This is a genomic window from Sedimentitalea arenosa (assembly GCF_016428585.1).
GTDB lineage: Bacteria > Pseudomonadota > Alphaproteobacteria > Rhodobacterales > Rhodobacteraceae > Sedimentitalea > Sedimentitalea arenosa.
In genome coordinates, this window is the sequence record NZ_JAELVR010000010.1 from 50,248 (window position 1) to 68,302 (window position 18,055).

Genomic DNA, 18,055 nt, shown 5'->3' on the forward strand with positions numbered 1-18,055 from the left:
CATGAATCCCTTTGCCACCGCCATGGAAAGGATCTTCGCCCATCCCGCCCTGACGGTGGAGGCGGTCTGGATCTCGGCCACCACTTCCGAGGAGCGCACCCTCCACGCCATCCGCAAGGCGCCGGACCGGATCACCGGGTTCGGCGAGGCGCGCATTCTCTCGGACAGCACCATGCTGGATGTCCGGGTCGCCGATCTGCCCGACCCGCGCCCGGGTGATCTCATCGTTCTCGGTGCCGAGAGCTTTGTCATTCAGGGTGAACCGGTCCGGGACAGGGAACGGCTGGTCTGGACGCTCGATCTGCAGCCCGCATGAAGCTGAAGCTGGAGATCACCCCTGACCTCGTCGGCATGATTCAGGCTGAGATCAAGGCGGGTGAAAAGGCCGTCACCGCTGCGATGCGCGAGGCCGGCACCGGGCTCAAGACCGCCTGGCGAAACCAGATCACCGGCGCGGGACTCGGCCGGCGTCTGGCGAATTCGATCCGGAGCCAGACCTTCCCGAAGGCGGGCGAGAGCCTGAACGCCGCGGCGCTCGTCTGGTCCAAGGCGCCCGTCATCGTCGGCGCCCATGACACCGGCCCGCTGATCCGCTCGAAAGACGGGTTCTGGCTCGCGATCCCCCTGCCGGCGGCAGGACGCGGGCGGGGCGGCGCCCGGATGACGCCGGGCGAATGGGAACGAAGGCGCGGGCTGCGGTTGCGGTTTGTCTATCGCCGCCGAGGGCCGAGCCTGCTGGTCGTTGACGGGCGGCTGAATACGCGTGGACTGGGCGTGGCGTCGCGGTCGAAAACCGGGCGCGGGCGGGCGACGGTGCCGATCTTTCTGCTGGTGCCGCAGGTCAGGCTGCCGAAGCGGCTGGTTCTGGACCGGGATGCGGAACGCGCTTTGGATGGGGTGCCAAAGTTGATTGTGGCGAGGTGGGTTTGGTAGACGAGACTAAAAGTAATGCATTGGATCAATCACTTTTGGTGATCACTGCTTTGCCGTCCGGACGACTGCAGGTCACTAAGACCGTCCCATCCGAGGCCACAAACCTCACCATCCGCATAATATCTGTTTCAACAATGTTGATTGGAGCGACTCCCAAATCCGTCCCGGTACGGCGAATCAACGACAGGCAGTCGTCGTAGCTCATGGCTATAGACTTTGACTCCGGTTGGTTCGAAGACGGCGATACACCAGCTTTGGGCCTTGAATCGCCCAAAACTCCCCTTGTGGAATCGTTTGCGTCAAACTTGCTGCTCTCCAGCCAAGTGAAGGCCGCTGCCAGAACTGCAGCTAGGACAGATCCAACCAGAAACACGATCCACAGTTGTCTAAACGTTGCTCTGACTGGATCCGGCTTTGCCTCCGTTGCTCCGGGCACCAAGCCCATAAACAATACCCAGACCGGAAACGCTGGGAGAAGCCAAAGAAGTCTCATCGAAGCACCCATGTCCGTCATACGACCCCGAGAAGCAATTACAAAAATGACCAGCGATACACCCGCGATTAGGACAGCACCAATCGTGTGCCACCAATCGACCCGCTTTAGCCAAAATGAAAGTCCGCTTGAGTGAACCCAGTATGCAACGACCATGCCGCCTAAGAACATTACCAGCGACAACCACCAAACAGCTCTGCGCACTCTTAAATCGGGCAAATCATCCTCCTCACTCCCCTGAGAATATTTTGCGATTTCATTTTGGAGAAGCAAAAATTGTTCGATATCATGGAAATGTAGGCAAATGCCATGCCCACTCCACGCGAAACCATCCTCTCCGCTCTGCATGCGCGGCTCTCGGCGCTGCCTGCCACCGCGCTCCGTGGCGAGGTTCTGCCCGAGCGCGTACCGGCCGAGGGCCTGCTGATCCTGCGCGACGGCGAGCCGGGGGAGCCCGAGGTAACGCTGTCACCGCTGCGCTTCCACTACCAGCACCGCACCGAGATCGAGACGGTCGTGCAAGGCGCCGACCGTGACGCCGCCTTCGACACCCTCTGCGCCAACATCGGCGCGGCGCTCGCCACTGACCGCACGTTGGGCGGGCTCTGCGACTGGGTCGAGACGGAAGCGCCACGGCCTGTCGACCTGCCGGTCGAGGGCGCGGCCAGCCTGAAGGCGGCCGTGATTCCGGTCGTCTTATTCTACGCTACGAGTGATCCGCTTCTTTGAGCGGGACACGGCCTCTGAATGGAAGACCTGCAGATCACTGACCCAAAACTACGACTCTTGCCTGTCAGGGTTGTCTCCAATCAGCAACAGCAGGAGACAGGCGAGTATCGGAGAAAACAGCAGGCTCAATAGCACCCACCCAAACGCGCTGCGACCTCGGTTTGTCGCCATGCCTGCTGGCAACAGGATGTAGAGCCAAAACACAACGAAAAGTGCCACCAGCATGAAGATGATGGTGAACGCTGTTTCAAACATGACAATCCCCTAAAAGCCCCGAGGCCGGAAGGCCAATGAGATCTCGATGTTCAAGACATCACTCAGGGCAGCAATACAGTCTATTCGGAGAAGGAGAAACACCCTATGGCACGAGCCCAGGGGGCGAGAGCGCAGATGGCACTCGCGTTCGAAACGACCTATGGAACGCCGCCCGCCAGCGGCTTCACCCGCATGCCCTTCGCCAGCACATCGCTCGGCGCAGAACAGCCGCTGCTGAACTCCGAACTGCTCGGCTACGGCCGCGATCCACTGGCGCCGGTCAAGGACGCGGTGACGGCCGACGGCGAAATCGTCGTGCCGCTCGACGCCGAGGGTTTCGGGTTCTGGCTCAAGGCGTGTTTTGGCGCGCCGACCACGACTGGCATCGGCCCCTGGACTCACGAGTTCCAGTCGGGGTCCTGGACGCTGCCGAGCCTTTCCATCGAGACCGGCATGCCCGAGGTGCCACGCTACGCGATGTACTCCGGCTGCGTGCTCGACCAGATCACCTGGCAGATGCAGCGTTCGGGGCTTTTGACCGCGACCGCGCGGCTGGTGGCGCAGGGCGAGACGGTCGGCACGACCACCAGCGCAGGTACACCCGCGGACATTGCGCTCAAGCGCTTCGGTCACTTCAACGGGTCGATCACTCGGAACGGAACTGCGCTCGGCAACGTGGTCTCCGCCGACATCACCTATGCCAACAATCTTGACCGGATCGAGACCATCAGGAGCGACGGCCGGATCGACGGGGCAGACCCCTCCATTGCCACGCTGACCGGTTCCATCGAAGTCCGTTTCGCCGACAGCACGCTGGTGACGCAGGCGATCAACGGCGAGGCCTGCGAGATGGAATTCGCCTACGTTCTGCCAAGCGGTGAAAGCTTCACCTTCACCGTGCACGCCGTCTACCTGCCGCGCCCGCGCATCGAGATCTCGGGGCCACAGGGCGTGCAGGCGAGTTTCGACTGGCAGGCGGCGCGCGACAGCGTGGTCGGCCGGATGTGCACCGCAACCCTGATCAACGATGTCGAGGTATACTGATGCTGACGCTGGATCTTTCCAACGAACCCCGCTGGCACGATCTCGCGCCCGGTGTCCGGGTGCAGCTGCGCCCGCTGACAACCGCGCTCATGGTCGCGACGCGCAGCGACCCGGCCGTCGAGGCGATGCCCGAGGCGGCCACCGACGAGGAACGCGCCATCGCCTTCGCCAATGCACTGGCTCGGCGGGCGGTTCTGGCCTGGGAGGGCGTGGGTGATGCCGACGGCAACGCGATCGACCCAAGCCCCGAGGCCATTGACGCGCTGCTCGACATCTGGCCGATCTTCGAGGCTTTCCAGCTGACCTACGTCTCCAGGGGTCTGTTGCTGGAGCAGGAAAAAAACGCCTCCGCGCTCTCGCCGAATGGTCCTTCGGCGGGGGCGACCGATACTGCGACGCCTGCGTAGGGACCTGCCCGGATTGCCCAGGTAGCACCAACCAGCCGCTAACGTATGAAGGCTGGCAGGTCTGGGACCTGGTCGGCCGTCTCGGCGGCCAGCTGCGCGTGCTTCCCGCCGCCATCATCGGCTGGGACCTGGCTGCTGCCATTTCACTTGCCGACGCGCTGGGCGTTCCGCCCATGGCCGCGGCCGAACTTTTGCCTGCCGTTGAGGCGGTGATGGTCGCGAAGCTCAACGAACAGATGGAACAAAGCAATGGCTGAGAAGAAGGTCAGCGTCCGCCTTGCGGCCGTGGGCGGACGGCAGGTCCGTGCCGAGCTGGAAGGTGTCGGTGAAGCGGGCACTCGCGGTTTCGGCCGGCTCAGCCGCGAGATGGAGGCGGCGAATGCGCGCATGGCAGCCTTCTCGCGCCGGGTGAAGGTGGCCGCCGCTGCCGCGGTTGCAGCTGCCACGGCGGCGGGCGTCGCCATGGTGCGTTCCGGCCTGCAGACCGTGGACGCGCAGGCAAAGCTCGCCCAGTCCCTTGCCACGACGGTGGCCTCCATCCAGACATTGGAACGCGCCGGCGAGCTGGCCGGGGTCTCCATGTCGGGCATCGAGCAGGCAACGAAGGACCTGACGCGCCGTCTCAGCCAGGCCGCGGCCGGCGGCGGTCCCGCGGCGCAGGCGCTCGAGCGGCTGGGGCTCTCGGCCGCTGACCTGCTGGCCTTGCCGCTCGACGCGCGCGTTGACGCGATCAATGCCGCCATCGAGGGTTTCGTGCCGGCGGCCGAGCGCGCGGCGGTCGCGGGCCAGCTCTTCGGCGAGGAAGGCTCCATCGCCATGTCGCGGATCGACACGGCGACGCTGCGCCAGGCGACAGAGGACGTGCGCGCCTTCGGCGTCGTGGTTTCCGAGCAGGATGCCGACCAGATCGAGCGGACCAACGACGCCATCTCCCGGCTCGGGCTGATCTGGCGCGGGCTGTCAAATCAGCTGGCGGTCGCAGCGGCGCCCGCTCTGGAAACCGTAGCCGACGCCATGGCTGCACTCGCCAGCCGCACCGGACCGCTGGGGATTGCGATCCGTGGTCTCTTCGACAACATCACCCGCCTCACCACCTATGCCGCGACCTTCGCCGGGGTTCTCGCGGGGCGCTGGGTGGCCGGTTTGGCCGCGGCGGCGTTGTCGGTCCGTGGTCTGGCCACCGCGCTGGTCGTCCTGCGTGGGGCGCTGATCCGCACCGGCATCGGGGCGCTCATCGTCGGCGCCGGCGAGCTGGTCTATCAGTTCACGCAGCTGGTCTCCGGGGTCGGTGGCTTTGGCGCCGCCATGTCCCTGATGGGCGATGTCGCCAGGGCGGTCTGGGACGGCATCACCGCCACCGCCGGGTCTTTCGCGGATGACTTCCGGGCGCTGGGCGCAGATATCGAAGGCATCTGGACCCGGCTGATGGCGTTTCTCTCGCGGAAATGGGCGGACTTCCTCGGACAGATCGGTCCCACCTTCAATGCCGTGGCTGAGGAGATCGGGGCCGGGACCCGGATCGACTGGTTCGGCGCCCAGTCGCAGGCCTCGATGCTGGAACATGCCGCCAGCAATGCCGGTCACAAAGCCGATAGCTACCGGCAGCGTGCCACGGACACCCGTGCCGGAGCTTTTGAGGGCGTCGCCCCAGCCATGCAGGCGCTGGGGGATGCCATATCGGGCGGCGATGACTCCGGCATCAATGCGCTGGATGCGGCCACCGATGCGGCAGAGCGGTTCGAAACCGCTCTCAACAACGCCGGCAGCGCCGCTGGCAAAACAGGAGCGGCCGTGAAAGCCACTGGCGGGACAGCCACCGAAAGCCTCAAGTCCCTGACCGAGACCCTCAACGACTATGCCGGCAAGACCCGCGATGTGAGCCAGGATATCGGCCAGAGCCTCGTCGGGGCGTTTCAGTCGGCCGAGAACGCGGTCGGGGAGTTCGTGAAGACCGGCAAGCTCAACTTCCGCGACCTGGTGACCTCGCTGATTGCTGACTTGGCGAAGCTCGGTGCGCGCAAGTTCATTCTCGGCCCGATCGCCAAGGCGCTGGGCGGGGCACTTGGTGGGGCTGGCGGGATCTTCGCCGATATCCTGCATGCCGGCGGCATGGTCGGTGCGACCGGGCCCTCGCGCCGGGTGCCGGCCCTGGCCTTTGCCGGTGCGCCCCGAATGCATGAGGGCGGCTGGGCGGGGCTGAAGCCAGACGAGGTTCCGGCCATCCTGCAGCGCGGGGAGCGAGTGCTGTCCCGGCGCGAGGTGCAGAGTTACGGCACGGGAAACGGTGGCGGCGGCGTCACGATCAACATCAACGCGCGGGATGCCGAGAGTTTCCGGCAATCCCGCACCCAGATTGCCTCGGACATCGCCCGGGCGGTGTCGCTGGGCCGGCGCGGTATGTGAGGAGAGTCAGCATGGCGTTTCACGAGGTCCGGTTTCCGGACAACATCAGTCGCGGCGCACGCGGCGGGCCGGAGCGGCGCACGCAGATCGTCGAGCTCGCCTCGGGCGACGAGGAACGCAACGCCAGCTGGGCCAATTCGCGCCGCCGCTACGATGTGGCCTACGGCATCCGCCGCGCGGACGATCTGGCCGCCGTCGTCGCCTTCTTCGAGGCGCGCAACGGGCGCCTGCATGGCTTCCGGTTCAAGGATTGGGGCGACCACAAGTCTTGCCTGCCGTCGGGCACGCCATCGCCCACAGACCAGGCGATCGGCACCGGCGACGGCGCGACGACCGCCTTCCAGCTGGTGAAGCGCTACGCCTCGGGCGCGCAATCCTGGACGCGCGCCATCGCCAAGCCGGTGGCGGGCAGCGTGCGCATCGCGCTCAGCGGGGTCGAGCAGCCCTCCGGCTGGTCGGTCGATGCCACGACTGGCCTCGTGAGTTTCGAGACCGCCCCGGCCGCAGGCGTTGCCGTCACGGCCGGCTTCACATTCGACGTGCCGGTCCGCTTTGACAGCGACCTGCTCGACGTGACGCTGGACCTCGAACGACTGGGCTCGATCACCTCCATTCCTCTGCTGGAGCTGCGGCGATGAAGCAGATCAATCCCGCGCTTCAGGAACATCTCGACAGCGGCACCACGACGCTGGCCTGGTGCTGGCGGCTGATCCGGGCCGACGGGCTCAGTTTCGGTTTCACCGACCATGACCGCACCCGCGCCTTTGACGGGACGGATTTTGAGCCGGAAAGCGGACTCGTGGCCTCCGAGCTGCGCTCCGGGGCGGACCTGTCGGTCGATGCGCAGGACGCCGAGGGGGTGCTCAGTTCCGACCGGATCACCGAAACCGACATTCTCGACGGGCGCTGGGACGCGGCGCAAGTCGAGGTCTGGCGGGTGAACTGGGCAAACACGGACCAGCGGGTGCTGATGCGGCGCGGCGCCATCGGTCAGATCAGGCGGGGCCGGCTCGCTTTCGTCGCCGAAGTCCGGTCCATGGCGCATGTGCTGGGCCAGACGGTCGGGCGAACGTTTCAGGCGGGCTGCGATGCCGCGCTGGGCGATACCCGCTGCGGGGTCGACCTCGAGGACCCCGCCTTCAACGGCACTGGAACGGTCACCGATCTCCTGCGCGACCGGGCCTTCAGCGCATCAGGACTCGGCGGTTTTTCCGCCGGCTGGTTTGCCTTCGGCACAATCGCGTGGACCAGCGGTGCCAATACCGGGCGCAAAGCGGAGGTGCTGGGGCATGACGTCACCGATGGGGTCGCGGTGCTGACGCTGCTGGAACCGCCGGTGCGGGCAATCGCAGAGGGCGATAGTTTCATCGTTCGAGCGGGCTGCGACAAGCGCATGGCAACCTGTGCGGCAAAGTTCGCCAACACCGTCAATTTCCGCGGCTTTCCACATATGCCGGGTCAGGACAGCGTGCTGCGCTATGCCACAAGAGACGGCGGGCATGAAGGAGGGGTGTTATGACCGTCGTTTCCAAGGGAAACGACGCGCGGCGGCAGTGCATCGCGTCGAGATGCACGAGAGCCAGCAACCAGTCTGAGAAGGTAATCACGGCGGCGCGGTCCTGGCTCGGCACCCCCTATCATGACCAGGCCAGCCTCCGCGGCGTTGGCTGCGACTGCCTCGGGTTGGCGCGGGGCGTCTGGCGCGAGGTGGTAGGGCCCGAAACGTTCCCCATGCCGCCATATTCTCGCGACTGGGGCGAAACGGGACCGCAGGAAGTGCTCGCCGAAGGTGCCCGCACCATGATGCCAGAGATCGCACCTGAGGAAGCCGGTCGCGGCGCGCTGGTCCTGTTCCGGATGATGCCCCGCGCCATCGCCAAGCATGCCGGCATCCTCACCGGGCCCGACAGCTTCCTCCACGCCTATGAGCGGCTCGGCGTCATCGAGGAACCGCTCACCCCGTCCTGGCGGCGGCGCATCGCCTTCGCCTTCCTGTTTCTGCAACGCTGAGAATCCCTGATGGCCACTCTCGTTCTCGGTGCGGCCGGCGCTGCCATTGGCGGCAGTATCGGCGGAACGCTTCTTGGCGTCAGCGCCGCCACCATCGGCGGCTATGTCGGCGCCACACTCGGCTCGGTGGTCGACAACTGGCTCGTCTCCTCCATGGCTCCCGATCAGCGCATCGAAGGCGCCCGGCTCGACACGCTGCGCGTGACTTCCGCCAGCGAAGGCGCGGTGATCCCCCGGGTCTTCGGCCGCATGCGGGTTGGCGGCACCCTGATCTGGGCGACGGATTTCCGCGAGACCAGCACCACCACGACCCAGGGCGGCGGCAAAGGCGGCGGGGGTGGCGGCTCGGTCACCACCACCGAGTATCGCTATTCCGCGTCTTTCGCGGTGGCATTGTGCGAAGGGGCGATCACCGGTATCGGGCGCATCTGGGCGGATGGCAAACCGATGGACCTTTCTGGTGTGACCTGGCGCTGGTATCCGGGCGACGAGGATCAGGACCCGGACCCGTTCATTACGGCCAAGATGGGCGCAGAGGCGACCCCGGCCTATCGCGGCACCGCCTATGTGGTCTTCGAGGACCTGCCGCTGGGCAGCTATGGCAACCGACTACCGCAGCTCAGCTTCGAGGTCTTCCGCCCACTCGCCGATCCCGACACAGCCGAGGGGCTGATCCGCGCCGTCACCATGATTCCGGCCTCGGGCGAGTTTGCCTATGCCACCGATGCCATCCGCAAGGGCGGCAACGGGGCAACGCAGGCGGAGAACCTGAACGCCCGCGCCGATACCCCCGACATGGTGGTGGCGCTGGATCGGTTGCAGGCCTCCGCCCCGAACATCGAAAGCGTCAGCCTCGTTGTCTCCTGGTTCGGCGATGATCTGCGCGCCGGCCACTGCAGGATCACACCCAAAGTTGACCTGGCGGCGAAGACCACCCGACCGCACAGCTGGTCGGTGAATGGGGTGAACCGGGCCGCGGCCGAGCTGGTCAGCCAGGACTCGGACGGCCGGGTCAATTTCGGCGGCACGCCGGCGGATGTCTCCGTGATCCAGGCGATCCGGGAGATGAAGGCGCGCGGGATGCGCGTGACCTTCTATCCCTTCCTGATGATGGACATCCCGCCGGACAATACGCTGCCCAACCCCTATTCCCACCATGCTGCGGAGTCCGGGCAACCCGCCTTCCCCTGGCGTGGACGGATCACCTGCTCCCCGGCTGCGGGATATGCTGGCACCGTGGACAAGACCGTCGCGGCCGCGACGCAAGTCTTGGATTTTTTTGGCAACGCCAGCCCGTCCGATTTCTTTGTTTCCGGCGACAGCGTGCGCTGGACCGGACCGGCCAGCGATTGGGGCCTGCGGCGCATGGTGCTGCACTATGCCCATCTCTGCGCCGCAGCCGGTGGAGTCGACGCCTTCCTGATCGGCTCGGAAATGCGCGGGGTGACCACAATCCGTTCGGAGAGGAGCACCTATCCGGCGGTGCAGGCGTTTCGGGATCTGGCGACCGATGTGCGGTCGATCCTCGGGTCCGAAACAAAGATCAGCTATGCCGCCGACTGGAGCGAGTATTTCGGGCATCATCCCCGCGATGGCAGCGGGGACGTCTATTTCCATCTTGATCCGCTCTGGGCCGATCCGGATATCGACTTCATTGGCATCGACAATTACATGCCGATTTCAGACTGGCGCGACGGGTTTGAACATCTCGATGCGCAAGATGGTTGGCCTGCAATCCACGACCGCGCCTACCTGCAGGAAAACATCGCGGGTGGCGAAGGTTTTGACTGGTTCTACGCCAGTGCGGCGGATCGGGCAGCGCAGCTGCGGACACCGATCACGGATGGTTCCGCAAGCAAGCCGTGGGTGTTTCGCTACAAGGATCTCGAGAGCTGGTGGGCGAACCCGCATTTCGATCGCCCGGGTGGTGTGGAAAGCGGGACGCCGACGGCATGGGTACCGCAATCCAAGCCCATCCGCTTCACCGAGCTTGGCTGCCCCGCTATCGACCGGGGTACCAATCAACCGAACGTCTTCTTCGATCCCAAGTCCTCGGAGAGCAAGGTCCCGCATTTCTCCCGCGGCTGGCGCGACGACGCCATCCAGCGGGCGTATCTGGAAGCAACCTACTTGTTCTGGGGCGAGCCGTCGAACAACCCGGTGTCCGCCGTCTATGGCGACCGGATGGTCCATGTCCCCGAATGCGCCGCCTGGACGTGGGATGCGCGGCCCTATCCGTTCTATCCCGCACTCACCGATGTCTGGGCCGACAGGCCGAACTGGCGATTGGGCCACTGGCTGACCGGCCGGCTGGGCTCCGCCTCGCTGGCCGCGCTGGTGCGGCACCTCTGCCTGCGGGTCGGGCTGCCGGAAACCCGTATCGATGTCAGCGATCTCCGGGGTGCGCTGGAAGGCTATGTGATCGGGGCGCTGGAAAGTCCGCGCGCCTCGATCACCACGCTGTCGCGGCATTTCGGGTTTGATGCCGTCGAGTCCGAGGGCGTCATTCGCTTCATCATGCGCGGACGGACGGCAGTGGCGAGTATCTCGCCAGACGATCTGGTGGCGGCCCGCGAGGGCGATGTGCTGGAACTGACGCGCGGCCAGGAAACCGAATTGCCGCAGGCGCTGAAATGGCAGGTCGCCCGCGCCGATGAGGATTATGACGCCGCCGTTGTCGAGGCGCGCCGGATCACCGTGGATACGACGCGGATCGCCTCGGAGAGCTTTCCCATGGCGCTCGCGCCTGAGGAAGCCGAACGTCGGTGCCGCCGCGCCCTGATGGAAGCCTGGACCGGGCGGGAGAGCGCGGCGTTTCGTCTGCCGCCCTCGCGACTGGCGCTGGACCCGGGCGATGTCGTGACGCTCGATCACGACGGCAGCGCTGTTCCGCTGAGGCTGGTCTCCATCGCGGATGCAGAGGCCCGTGGCCTTGAGGCCGTGCGCCAGGACCGGGAGGCGTACGATCTGCCACCCGGATCGCCACGACCGTCGTCTCTGTCAAAAGCGGTTGTGTTCGGCGCACCCGAGGTGGTTCTCCTGGACCTGCCGCAGCTCACCGAAGACCAGCCCGCCCACCGACCCTTCGCGGCAGTACACGCGGTGCCATGGCCGGGAGAAATCGCTGTGTTCCGCAGCCCCTCGACCGACGGCTTCGAACTGCTCACCAGCTTCGGGACGCGGGCCCGGATCAGCACACTGGTGTCGGACTTCTACCCGGGACCCACCTCGCGCTTCGACCTCGACAATGTGCTGGAGATCAATCTGTTGTCGGGCACGCTGGAAAGCGTCACCGATCTCGCCCTGTTCGGCGGCGCTAATGCGCTGGCCGTCGAGAGCGCGCCCGGCGTCTGGGAGATCGTGCAGGCGGGCGCTGCGGAACTGATCGCACCGGGCCGGTATCGCCTGACCCGGCTCCTGCGTGGCCAGCGCGGCACCGAAGATGCCATGGGCAACCCGGCGCCCGCCGGCGCGCGGGTGGTGGTGCTCGACGAGAGCATTGCTGCGCTGCCCATTGCCGAGGCCGATCTTGGGCTTCCCTGGACCTGGCGCGTCGGTCCCGCCAGCCATGCGATGAGTGACGAGACCTACGTCGCCGAGACCTTCACGCCCGCCGGTGTGGGCCAGAGGCCGTTTTCGGTCACCCATGTCGAGCAGCCATGGCGCCACGCGCGCAGCCCCGGCGACCTCACGATCCGCTGGACACGCCGCTCCCGGGCCCACGCGGCTGATAGCTGGGGCGGGCTGGAGGCGCCCCTCGAAGAAGAACTCGAGGCTTACGAGGTCGAGATCCTCGACGGCACAATTGTGAAAAGGGTGCTGAGCGCGACTGAAACCAGCACGATCTATACCTCCGCAGATCAGATCGCGGATCGGGGCGCGTTGCTCGGGCCCGGTGACACGCTCGACATTCGCATCTTCCAGCTCTCCACCCGTGTCGGGCGGGGTGCACCCAAATCCGTCACGCTCCATTTCTGAGGCCCTTATGTCCGACACCACAACCCATCTGCTGCTGCCGTACCTTCTCGCGGCGCAGGCCCAGAAACATGTCACCCACAACGAAGCGCTGCGGCTGCTGGACGGGCTGGTGCAGCTTTCCGTTCTCGATCGGGATCTGACCGTGCCGCCCGGAACACCCGCAGATGGGAATCGCTACATCGTCGCGGCAGGCGCCACCGGTGACTGGACGGGCTGGGACCTGAATGTGGCGCTCTGGACCGATGGCGCCTGGCTGCGCCTGCCGCCACGTGCGGGTTGGCGGGCCTGGGTCGAAGACGAGGGCCTGCTGATCGTCTACGATGGCGCGGGCTGGATCGGGACCACCCCGGCCGAATTGCAGAACATGGCGTTGCTGGGCGTTGGCACCAGCGCCGATCCGTCAAACCCGTTCTCGGCCAAGCTCAATGCCGCGCACTGGACGGCAAGGACCGCGGCAGAGGGCGGCGATGGCGATCTGCGCTATTCGCTCAACAAGGAAGGCGCCGCGGACGTGCTCTCCCTCCTGCTGCAGTCGGGGTTTTCCGCGCGGGCCGAGCTGGGACTGGTGGGATCGGATGATCTCACCCTGAAAGTCAGCCCGGACGGCACAGCCTGGCAGGAGGCGCTCTCCGTCGATCGGACCACCGGCATTGTCGACCAGCCGGCCCTGCCCCGCTTCAAGGCCTACACCAACTTTGACAACTACGTCGCCCTCACCTCCTGGACGAAGATCGCCATCAACGCCGTGGAGGCAAACGATCAGAGCTGCTTTGACGCCACAACCAATCTCTTCACCGCACCTGTCGACGGGACATATCTCTTCGGGGCTTCGCTGCAGTTCAAGTCCAATGGCAGCAATTCCGCGCGCATGAGCGGACGGCTGGTGCGGAACGGCACGACGGTCATCCGGGGCTCTTACGGGGAGTTGTCGGGCAATCACCGCTCGGAAGAAACCTCCTTCTGGCTGCAGACCATGGCAGCTCTCACCGCCGGCGATACCGTGGAACTGCAGGGGTATTTCCGATCCGCGGACGGGTATTTTGCGGCCGAGACCACCACCTTCTGGGGGACAAAGATCGGATGAGCCTGAAACCCTCCCTTGCCGAACAGCTTGGCGATGCCTTCCGGGAACACGGCATCACCGCGGCCATCGGCGTCTGGTTCACCTTCATCGCCGGGCTGGCCGCGGCCGTCACCCGCAAGGCCTTCACCAATGAGGCGCTGCTGCACAAGCTCGAACAGGAACTCGAGGCCGAGCGCGCCCGCATCGAGAAACGCCGGGATGAAGACCGCCGGGTCGATCACGACCGGCTGGCCCGGATCGAAGCTGACATCCACGACATGCGCAACCTGATGCTGCAGGCCTTCCAGCGCAGTCCCGACGGTTGACGCCAACCTCTCATGCCCACCCAACTGCCCGCCCAATGTGGCGGGCTTTCTTGTTTCTGGAGGAATAGATGACCACCACATTCTACACCCATTGGCGCGATGTGCCGCAGACGGCCTGGCGATGGGCCAGTTTCTCGCCCGCCGAAATCGCCTGCCGTGGCACCGGCAAGCTGCTGGTCAACGAAGCCGCACTCGACAAGTTGCAGTCCCTGCGCGACCAGCTCGGCAAACCGCTGATTGTCCGCTCGGCCTTTCGCAGCCCCGAGCACAATCATGCGGTGGGCGGCGCAAAACGCTCAAAACACCTGACTGGCGCCGCCTTTGACATCGCCATGAGCAACCACGATCCAGTGGCCTTCGAGGAGGCGGCGCGGGCAGTTGGTTTCCTCGGCTTCGGCTTCTATCCGCGTTCGGGTTTCATGCATGTCGATCTTGGGCCGGCGCGGCAGTGGGGCGAGCGGTTTCCGGTCCGGGCCACGGCCTTCGCCGAGGAACCGCAGCCCGCGCGCGAGGTGCTGGCGCAGAGTAGGACCATGAAAGGCGGCGGCGCGGCGGGCGTGGCGACGCTGGGCGCGGCTGGGGTCGAGGTGGCACAGGATGTTCTGGCTGAGACGCAATCCGCGGTTCTGCCGCTGGTGCCGTATCTCGACACCCTGCGCTGGGTGTTCATCGCCATTGCGCTGATCGGCATTGCCATCACCATCCACGCGAGGGTCGATGACTGGAAACGGGGGCAGCGGTGATGGGCGTCATCACCGCGTTTCTCGCCAGCGGCCCGGTGCGCAAGGCGCTGGGCCTGCTTCTGGCCGCCCAAACCATCGCCCTGTTCCTGCTGAACCTGCGCCGTGCGGGTGAGCGCGCCGGGCGGTTGGTGGAACGCTTGCAAACATCGGAGAAAACCCATGACGTCCAACGCCAGATGCTGGACGCCGCCAGCCGCCGCCCCGCTGATCGCGATGCTCTGGTTGAGCGGCTGCGCGATGGACGGTTCTGACGGGCCGACATCCTGCCCGCCCGTGGTAGAGTACAGCCCTGACGAACAGTCGCGCGCCGCTGCCAAGGTGGATGCGCTACCGGAAAGCGCATTGATCGTTCGCATGCTGAGCGATTACGCAGTCCTGCGCGACCAGGCGCGGGCGTGCGGGTGAAGATCGGGCCGGACAAGTGCCCTGCGGGAAGCGCCTGACGCCTCGACCGCAACGTCACGCCCGGCCCATTTCACGAATTCACAGTTTCAAAGAACGGCAGGGAGTCCCGGTGCGGACATGATGGCATGCGATCTCGCCTTTTGTCGCGCACGGAAACGGGCACAATTGTGCACCCGGTGTCAGAGCTGCTTCCGGCGTTTCAACTTGACGGCGGCGGGCCGTTCTGTGGTCGAAATCTTCGCTTTGCCAACCCAGGTTGAATAGCGAACGCAGCCGAACAACCCTTGGTGCGGAGATTTCGTGGAACCTGCGTTTGCACCGCGCTTCCGGACGAACCTCTTGGGTTCTCAACCACTGTGAGCTGCGCTGGTCACGATCGACTGGCTCAGGGACTGCGGACTTTCGCTGCGCCGTGCATGAACCGGCACAGTGCGGACAAAGCGAGCTTTCGCTGCGTGCGCCCGAATGGCAGCAGGGCGCGCATTGCGCCTGAGGCGGTCCGAAGAAGGCGGGGCGAGCCAATATTAGCTGTGGCGCAGACAAACGTTCGATCTGCAGACACAGACCGAACCTTCAATCTGCGGCGTTAAGATCTCGGAACCTTCAGTTCGCCATATCCATAAAACCGGAGATCATCCTTGCGAGGTGCTCGGGTGCATGCATTGGGATTCCGTGATTTGCTCCAGATACGCGGATCGTGAGTGCATTGCCCATGCAGTCCGTGATTTGATCCGCCATCATTGCCGTGTCGATGTGGGTTTCGGCTCCCTGCACAATCAGGGACGGAGCGTCGATGTCAGCGAGATCCGCACAAGTCGCTGGCAGTGGCGCCATGGCGCCGTAGGCCGGGATCGTCCGGCTGTTCGCGCGCCAGATTGCGGGCCAAGGGTCAGCGGCAGTCGGGGCGGAGCCGACACGCATCAGGAACGCGCCTTCCATGAAACGCATCGCGGCCCCCTCCAGATCACCCTTTTTCGCGAAACTGACTGCTGGTGCGAACATGGTGCGCACCTTTTCCATTCTTGCGCGCTCTCCCCCGGGGATCTCAGAAAGGAGCGGGAACAGGATCGGTTCATAGTGGATCGCAGCATCGAAGAGATCAGGTCGACGCATCATCGCATGAAGGCCGATTTCTCCGCCGTAGGACCAAGTCACCAGCGTGACAGGGAATCCGTTCCCGACCGTCTCGGCCAATCGGATGAGGTCTGATATGTGAGTTTCACGTGTGAAATCCTCAGGCATGCCGAGGGGGCCTTCGCCTGGACCGAAGTGCCGTTGCGTGTATGTCACGAGACGATGATCTGAGACGGTTTCTGATAGCGCGTCGATGACTGAATCCCAAACACGCAGATCTGACAAGGCCCCGTGTACGAAGACGACCGGTGTACCATCCCCTTCGATCCGGACGTCGATCTGGCGTCCGTCGATTTCCAGGGTTTCAGTCTGAGCAACAGTGGCGGCCAGCGAAAGCAGCCCTGCACCGATGAGCCATCGGGCGATTTGATTGACGTCGAACATGTGATTCTCCTGTGTTGGATCATCACATCTGCCGACATGGCGACGTTTTATGTCCTGAAAGTCCGGTGAAATCTGTGCGAAACCGTCCTGTAGCCACTTCTTCCACGTGCCCATCTTGGGTTAAACTAGCGCCCTACGCAGGATGAAAACCATATGGAACAGGATTGGGAGACAATCGGAAAGTTTCGGTTTGATGCCGCAGGCGGCAAGCTGACCCATAATCTGGGACCGGGCGTGGTGCTGCGTCCGCAGACTGCCGCAGTTTTGGATGTTCTGTGCCGTCGGCGTGGCGAGGTGGTGACTCGAGATGATCTCATGGCAGAAGTCTGGCCGACGACAACTGTTACAGAGGACAGCGTCACCCAGTGCATTCGCGAAATCCGGGCCGCACTAGGCTCTGACGGTCACCGGCTAGTTCGCACATTTCCCAAACGCGGCTACATGCTGGAACTGGCGACCGAGACAGCCGCACTGCCGACACCGACCAGACGCAACTGGACCATCCTGTTGCTGGGGCTGGCGATCTGTAGCGTTGCCTTTGTCGCCGTCCTCTGGCCTCGCCCAACGGTCGATGATGCGCCTCCAGAAATCGTTGTGCAGCCGTTTCAGGATGTTAACCAGACCGATAAATGGTCCAGGATAGGGGTCGGACTTGCGAGCGAATTATCGGCGTCCCTCGCGCGGAACGACTGGCTTGTGGTGCGACAGGCAAACCTGGTGTCGGCACGCGCGCCTTCTGAAATCTACGTCCTGACTGGGACAATCAGCGCCGCCGCTGACGCGGTTCGCCTGACCGCCAAGCTGACAGATGGCAATGCCGGGCGCATCCTTTGGTCTGAGGTCTGGAATGGGACGGCAAACGACGTCTTTGATATGCAGTCCAGTCTTCTCGAGAAGGTCGAGGCAACGGTCACCCCGGGCTGGACGGGCGTGATCGCCCGGGACAGATTGGAAAAAGCCGTCGCATCCCCCAGGGATCTTGGCGCTTTTGACCTCTATCTGCGCGCGATCGAGCAAAAGCATCTGTTCACCAAAAAAGCGCTTGCGCGGTCGCAGCGGCATTTGGAACAGGCGCTTGAACTGGATCCAGAATACGCCCGTGCGTGGACGGCACTTGCGGTTGTCCATCTCCTTCAAATGGAGGGCGCCCGGACCATCGAAGGTTTTAAGGAACATTTGAGAAGACGGATCGCGGCAACAGAACGCGCGCTTCAGTTGTCGCCGAACGATCCAGAAACATTGATCCAGGCGACGTTCCTGTATGGTCGTGCGGGCGATCATGCCGCCGCCGAGACGGCACTGCGCAGAGCCGCAGAGCTTGGCCAGAATAACCCCGACATTCTGGCGCAGGCAGCCTGGGGTGGCGCACGGCGTGCACCGGTTGGCCCCGATGCCATCGCTTGGGCAAGACGGGCTTTCGAACTGAATCCCGCGCCTCCGCCGTGGTACTACGCAGCACTGGCAACGGCAGCTTTCTACGTCGGGGATTACGAGCTGGCCAACGAAGCCTATTCCAAGGCACCAGAGATGACCGAACTCCTGTACCGGCACGCGGCCACGTCCGCCAGCCTTGGCGATTTGGAAAAGGCCGCAGAACTTCTTGCCCTCGCCGAGGCACAGCTTCCTGACGGATTGACAATCGCCGATTTGGAAGCTGCCGACGGGAACACCTTCCCGCCTTATGTTGCTCAACTGACGAACCTTCTCAACCTCATTGATCAAGTTCGATGAGGTTGAGAAGGTTTGTC

The 18,055-nt window shown here is 64.5% G+C and carries 20 protein-coding genes; 17 read left to right on the top strand and 3 right to left on the bottom strand.

The genetic code is table 11. The features are described 5' to 3' along the window. Window position 1: 1 nt before the first annotated feature. Both JF290_RS14580 and JF290_RS14585 read left to right on the top strand, forming a co-directional pair. Entirely contained in the window at window positions 2-316 is a 315-nt protein-coding gene (locus JF290_RS14580; RefSeq protein ID WP_199025632.1) for a head-tail joining protein, read from the top strand. Next, entirely contained in the window at window positions 313-933 is a 621-nt protein-coding gene (locus tag JF290_RS14585) for a DUF6441 family protein (RefSeq protein WP_199025633.1), read from the top strand. The genes JF290_RS14580 and JF290_RS14585 overlap by 4 nt, the downstream gene beginning before the upstream one ends. A 25-nt stretch (window positions 934-958) precedes the next feature. On the opposite strand, the gene JF290_RS14590 is transcribed toward JF290_RS14585, so the two are convergent. After that, window positions 959-1,774: a hypothetical protein gene (locus JF290_RS14590; protein ID WP_199025634.1), complete on the bottom strand. Its 816-nt coding sequence runs from the start codon at window positions 1,772-1,774 to the stop codon at window positions 959-961. Between JF290_RS14590 and JF290_RS14595 the strand changes: the two genes are divergently transcribed. Further along, window positions 1,736-2,155 (top strand): acyl-CoA transferase, encoded by a 420-nt coding sequence (locus JF290_RS14595; protein WP_199025635.1) that lies wholly within the window; start codon window positions 1,736-1,738, stop codon window positions 2,153-2,155. The two genes, JF290_RS14590 and JF290_RS14595, sit on opposite strands and share 39 nt — an antisense overlap. 48 nt (window positions 2,156-2,203) lie before the next feature. On the opposite strand, the gene JF290_RS14600 is transcribed toward JF290_RS14595, so the two are convergent. Further along, window positions 2,204-2,410, bottom strand: coding sequence for a hypothetical protein (locus JF290_RS14600; RefSeq protein ID WP_199025636.1), 207 nt, complete (start codon window positions 2,408-2,410; stop codon window positions 2,204-2,206). A 105-nt stretch (window positions 2,411-2,515) separates the two neighbouring features. Here JF290_RS14600 and JF290_RS14605 point away from each other — a divergent pair, with 105 nt between their 5' ends. The 13 genes from JF290_RS14605 to JF290_RS19745 all read left to right on the top strand — a co-directional run bounded on the left by JF290_RS14605 (window position 2,516) and on the right by JF290_RS19745 (window position 14,789). Beyond that, a complete protein-coding gene (locus JF290_RS14605; RefSeq protein ID WP_199025637.1) occupies window positions 2,516-3,454 on the top strand; it encodes a phage tail tube protein in 939 nt (312 codons plus the stop codon). Continuing rightward, window positions 3,454-3,861, top strand: coding sequence for a hypothetical protein (locus JF290_RS14610; protein ID WP_199025638.1), 408 nt, complete (start codon window positions 3,454-3,456; stop codon window positions 3,859-3,861). Before JF290_RS14605 ends, JF290_RS14610 begins: the two co-directional genes overlap by 1 nt. 98 nt (window positions 3,862-3,959) lie before the next feature. Next, window positions 3,960-4,118, top strand: coding sequence for a DUF7697 family protein (locus tag JF290_RS14615; protein ID WP_233155412.1), 159 nt, complete (start codon window positions 3,960-3,962; stop codon window positions 4,116-4,118). Next, the gene (locus JF290_RS14620; RefSeq protein WP_199025639.1) at window positions 4,111-6,264 is read left to right on the top strand and encodes a phage tail tape measure C-terminal domain-containing protein; all 2,154 of its coding nucleotides are present in this window, start codon (window positions 4,111-4,113) and stop codon (window positions 6,262-6,264) included. Before JF290_RS14615 ends, JF290_RS14620 begins: the two co-directional genes overlap by 8 nt. An 11-nt stretch (window positions 6,265-6,275) precedes the next feature. After that, entirely contained in the window at window positions 6,276-6,902 is a 627-nt protein-coding gene (locus tag JF290_RS14625; RefSeq protein WP_199025640.1) for a DUF2460 domain-containing protein, read from the top strand. Further along, on the top strand, window positions 6,899-7,783 hold the full coding sequence (locus JF290_RS14630; RefSeq protein ID WP_199025641.1) for a DUF2163 domain-containing protein: 885 nt from the start codon (window positions 6,899-6,901) through the stop codon (window positions 7,781-7,783). The genes JF290_RS14625 and JF290_RS14630 overlap by 4 nt, the downstream gene beginning before the upstream one ends. Beyond that, window positions 7,780-8,274 (top strand): NlpC/P60 family protein, encoded by a 495-nt coding sequence (locus tag JF290_RS14635; protein WP_199025642.1) that lies wholly within the window; start codon window positions 7,780-7,782, stop codon window positions 8,272-8,274. Before JF290_RS14630 ends, JF290_RS14635 begins: the two co-directional genes overlap by 4 nt. A 9-nt stretch (window positions 8,275-8,283) precedes the next feature. Continuing rightward, window positions 8,284-12,252, top strand: a complete 3,969-nt coding sequence (locus JF290_RS14640; protein ID WP_199025643.1) for a baseplate multidomain protein megatron — start codon at window positions 8,284-8,286, stop codon at window positions 12,250-12,252. A 7-nt stretch (window positions 12,253-12,259) separates the two neighbouring features. Then, window positions 12,260-13,336, top strand: coding sequence for a DUF2793 domain-containing protein (locus JF290_RS14645; RefSeq protein WP_199025644.1), 1,077 nt, complete (start codon window positions 12,260-12,262; stop codon window positions 13,334-13,336). Continuing rightward, the gene (locus tag JF290_RS14650; protein WP_199025645.1) at window positions 13,333-13,641 is read left to right on the top strand and encodes a hypothetical protein; all 309 of its coding nucleotides are present in this window, start codon (window positions 13,333-13,335) and stop codon (window positions 13,639-13,641) included. The genes JF290_RS14645 and JF290_RS14650 overlap by 4 nt, the downstream gene beginning before the upstream one ends. 68 nt (window positions 13,642-13,709) lie before the next feature. Then, window positions 13,710-14,384 (top strand): YcbK family protein, encoded by a 675-nt coding sequence (locus tag JF290_RS14655; protein WP_199025646.1) that lies wholly within the window; start codon window positions 13,710-13,712, stop codon window positions 14,382-14,384. Beyond that, the gene (locus tag JF290_RS14660) at window positions 14,384-14,635 is read left to right on the top strand and encodes a hypothetical protein (RefSeq protein ID WP_199025647.1); all 252 of its coding nucleotides are present in this window, start codon (window positions 14,384-14,386) and stop codon (window positions 14,633-14,635) included. The genes JF290_RS14655 and JF290_RS14660 overlap by 1 nt, the downstream gene beginning before the upstream one ends. A 22-nt stretch (window positions 14,636-14,657) precedes the next feature. Beyond that, entirely contained in the window at window positions 14,658-14,789 is a 132-nt protein-coding gene (locus JF290_RS19745; RefSeq protein WP_268912023.1) for a hypothetical protein, read from the top strand. A gap of 603 nt (window positions 14,790-15,392) precedes the next feature. On the opposite strand, the gene JF290_RS14670 is transcribed toward JF290_RS19745, so the two are convergent. After that, a complete protein-coding gene (locus JF290_RS14670; RefSeq protein WP_199025649.1) occupies window positions 15,393-16,307 on the bottom strand; it encodes an alpha/beta fold hydrolase in 915 nt (304 codons plus the stop codon). Window positions 16,308-16,460: 153 nt separating this feature from the next. Between JF290_RS14670 and JF290_RS14675 the strand changes: the two genes are divergently transcribed. Further along, window positions 16,461-18,038, top strand: coding sequence for a winged helix-turn-helix domain-containing tetratricopeptide repeat protein (locus JF290_RS14675; protein ID WP_199025650.1), 1,578 nt, complete (start codon window positions 16,461-16,463; stop codon window positions 18,036-18,038). The last annotated feature ends 17 nt before the right edge of the window (window positions 18,039-18,055 follow it).